Genomic DNA, 3,041 nt, shown 5'->3' on the forward strand with positions numbered 1-3,041 from the left:
CGCTCGCCGGACGGCTCGCCGCGCCCGGCCGGTGGAGCACCGAGCCCGCCGAGGTGTTCGAGGAGCTGCGCGCGGCGAGCGCGGGCGGCCCCGCCGACTACTCCGGCATCACCTACGAGCGGATCGAACGCGAGGGCGGCGTGTTCTGGCCCTGCCCAGGCGAGGGCCATCCCGGGACGCCGCGTCCTTACCTCGACCGGTTCCCCACACCGGACGGACGGGCCCGGTTCGTCCCCGTGGAGCACCGGGGACCCGCCGAGGACGTGGACGACCGCCATCCCGTGTACCTGACGACGGGCCGCGTCCTGGCGCAGTACCAGAGCGGCGCGCAGACCCGCCGCGTCCCGGCGCTGGCCGAGGCCGCGCCCGGGCCGTTCGTCGAGCTGCACCCGGACCTGGCCGCCCGTCTCGGCATCGAGGACGGCACTGACGTGCGGGTGAGCAGCCGTCGCGGGACGGCGACCGTCCGGGCGCGGCTCACGAACGACATCCGGGACGACACGGTGTTCGTGCCGTTCCACTGGGCGGGGGAGGGCGGCGCGAACCTGCTCACCAATCCCGCGCTCGACCCGGTTTCGCGGATGCCGGAGTTCAAGGTGTGCGCCGTCCGGCTGGAATCGGCGGGCCGGGCGAAGGAGGGCGCGTCATGACCGGAGGGATCGTCGTGGTCGGGAACGGCATGGCCGGTTCCCGCCTGGTGACCGGCATCCGCGCGCGGGACCGGGAGGTGCCGGTCACGGTGTTCGGCGCGGAGGCCGAACAGCCCTACAACCGCGTGCTGCTGTCGAACGTGCTGGCCGGGGTCGCGGAGCCCGGGAGCATCGGCCTGGTGGATCCCGCCTGGTACGAGGCCCACGGCGTGGACGCGCGGCTCGGCGTCCAGGTCGTCGCGATCGACCGTGAACGGCGCGTCGTGCTGGCGTCCGACGGGAGCGAGACCGGGTACGGGACGCTCGTCCTCGCCACGGGCAGCACCGCGTTCGTCCCACCCGTGCCGGGCACACGCGACGGACCGGGCGGTGAGCTCCCGGACGGTGCGGTCGCGTTCCGCACGCTGGACGACTGCCGCGCGATCGTCGCCGCCGCCGAGGGCGCGCGGACGGCGGTCGTGGTCGGCGGCGGGCTGCTCGGGATCGAGGCCGCGCGCGGGCTGGTGGGACGGGGGTTGGCGGTCACGGTCGTCCACATGGCCGGGCATCTCATGGAAAGGCAACTCGACGCGGGCGCCGGACGCGTGCTCGCGCGGACATTGCGCCGCCTCGGCATCCGCGCCCGGCTGGACGCCTCCGTCACCGCCCTGGTCGTGGCGGACGGCCGGGTGCGCGGTGTCGAGCTGGCGGACGGCGCCCTCCCCGCCGATGTCGTCGTGCTGGCCTGCGGCGTCCGCCCCGACGTGGCGCTGGCGCGCGCGGCCGGCCTCGCCGTGGAGCAGGGCGTGGTCGTGGACGCGACGCTCACCTCGGTCACCGACGCGAATGTCCGGGCGCTGGGGGAGTGCTCCCAGCACGACGGGACGGTGTACGGGCTGGTCGCGCCCGCGTGGGAGCAGGCGGAGGTGCTCGCCGACCTGCTGACCGGCGCGGACCCGTCCGCCCGGTTCACCGGCGCGCGGCAGGTCACCCGCCTGAAGGCGACCGGGGTGGACCTGGTCGCGATGGGCGAGACGCACCACGGCGACGACGACCCGGACGTGGAGGTCGTCCGGTTCACCGACGCCGGGCGCGGCACCTACAAGAAGGTGACGATCCGGGACGGCCGGGTCGTCGGCGCGATCCTGCTCGGCGAGACCGGCACCGCCGGCACCCTCACGACGCTCTACGACCGGGCCGCGCCGCCGCCGAGCGACCGGCTCGGCCTGCTATTCCCCGGACTGGGCGGCGCGCCGGAGGCCGCCTCACCGGTGCGGATGCCGGACGCGGCGACCGTTTGCCAGTGCAACAACGTGTCCAAGGGCCGGATTCGCGCGTGCTGGGAGGACGGCGCCCGCACGGTCGCCGACGTCGTCGCCCGTACCCGCGCGAGCACCGGCTGCGGCGGCTGCCGCGACGCGCTGGAGGGCATCGTCGGCTGGCTCGCCGACCAGGATTCCGTCCCCACCGGCTGAGCGGCCGGACCACGTCAGCGTTACGCGTCTGCTGGCGGGATCAGTGGAGCAGGTCGCCGACGGCGGCGATGCCGGACCTGATGGCGCTCTCGGTCAGGTCCCCGAAACCGAGGACGAGCCGTGGGGGAGTGGCCGCGTGGTCGGAGCGGCACCGGCTCATCCCGTAGAGGCCGACCGACCGTGCCCGGGCGGCGGTGGTCACGGCGTCCTCGTCGGCGGTGGGAGCGAGGAGCGCCACCGCGTGGAAACCGGCGCTGAGACCGGTCACCCGGACGCCGGGGGCATGCTCGGCGAGTGCTTCGGTCAGGGCCGTCCGGCGTCCGGCGTAGACGGCGCGCATCCGGCGCAGGTGCCGGTCGTAGCGGCCCGATTCGATGAGGTGGGCGAAGGCGTGCTGGTCGAGGACGGGGGAGCCTCGGTCCGCCCGGTCCTTCTCCTCGGCGATCAGGGGCGCGAGGACGGGCGGGGAAAGCAGCCAGCCGATCCGCAGCGCCGGGGCGAGGGACTTGCTGGCGGTGCCGATGCCGATCACGCGGTCGGGGGCGAGCCCCTGGAGCGCGCCGACGGGTTCGCGGTCGTAACGGAACTCGGCGTCGTAGTCGTCCTCGATGACGAACGCGTCCCGCCGCGCCGCCCACTCGGCCAGGGCGAGCCTCCGTTCGGGTGCGAGGACGACGCCGGTCGGCCACTGGTGCGCCGGTGTGACCACGACGGCGCGCGCGCCGGTCCCATCGAGTGCGCCGACATCGAGACCCTGCTCGTCCACCGGGACGGGGACCACCGACAGGCCCGCCTGCACGGCGGCCGGGACGACCGACCCGAACGTCCCGGGATCTTCCACGGCCACGGTGTCGATCCCAGCGGACGCGAGGGCGCGCAGGGCCAGGGCGAGGCCCTGGGCGTACCCGGAGCAGACGGTGAGCAGCGCGGGCTCGGC

The 3,041-nt window shown here is 75.3% G+C and carries 3 protein-coding genes; 2 read left to right on the forward strand and 1 reads right to left on the reverse strand.

Features of this window, described 5'->3' with window-relative positions:
* Both AB0J52_RS34205 and AB0J52_RS34210 read left to right on the forward strand, forming a co-directional pair.
* Positions 1–650 (forward strand): molybdopterin oxidoreductase family protein (locus AB0J52_RS34205; RefSeq protein ID WP_500187033.1); only part of this gene is annotated, 650 nt, incomplete at its 5' end.
* A complete protein-coding gene (locus AB0J52_RS34210) occupies positions 647–2,104 on the forward strand; it encodes an FAD-dependent oxidoreductase (protein WP_500187034.1) in 1,458 nt (485 codons plus the stop codon). The genes AB0J52_RS34205 and AB0J52_RS34210, both read left to right, overlap by 4 nt.
* A gap of 40 nt (positions 2,105–2,144) precedes the next feature.
* Here the strand turns inward: AB0J52_RS34210 and AB0J52_RS34215 are convergent.
* A partial coding sequence (locus AB0J52_RS34215; protein ID WP_500187035.1) for an aminotransferase-like domain-containing protein occupies positions 2,145–3,041 on the reverse strand: 897 nt, incomplete at its 5' end.

Source organism: Spirillospora sp. NPDC049652 (assembly GCF_040675125.1).
GTDB lineage: Bacteria > Actinomycetota > Actinomycetes > Streptosporangiales > Streptosporangiaceae > Spirillospora.